Raw genomic sequence first — 331 nt, forward strand, 5'->3', positions numbered from 1 at the left:
CTACTCTCGCATGGGGAGACCCCACACTACCATCGGCGCTACGGCGTTTCACTTCTGAGTTCGGCATGGGGTCAGGTGGGACCACCGCGCTAAAGCCGCCAGGCAAATTCTTTTAAACCGAACTCATGCCTATAACTGGTGCTGATACCCAGAGTCGAACTGGGGACCTCACCCTTACCAAGGGTGCGCTCTACCAACTGAGCCATATCAGCACGCTAAATTTGATGCCTGGCAGTTCCCTACTCTCGCATGGGGAGACCCCACACTACCATCGGCGCTACGGCGTTTCACTTCTGAGTTCGGCATGGGGTCAGGTGGGACCACCGCGCTA

Annotated in this window: 1 tRNA gene and 2 rRNA genes; all 3 read right to left on the reverse strand. The window is 57.1% G+C overall.

The window, feature by feature from the left end:
• Positions 1-103, reverse strand: a 5S ribosomal RNA gene (gene rrf, locus WFL93_RS24160); the annotation flags it as partial.
• A gap of 33 nt (positions 104-136) precedes the next feature.
• Positions 137-212, reverse strand: a tRNA-Thr gene (locus WFL93_RS24165).
• Positions 213-226: 14 nt separating this feature from the next.
• Positions 227-331: ribosomal RNA gene (rrf, locus tag WFL93_RS24170) — 5S ribosomal RNA — on the reverse strand; the annotation flags it as partial.

The sequence above is a fragment of the Pantoea sp. USHLN256 genome (assembly GCF_037149875.1).
GTDB classification, from domain to species: Bacteria; Pseudomonadota; Gammaproteobacteria; order Enterobacterales; family Enterobacteriaceae; genus Pantoea; species Pantoea nemavictus.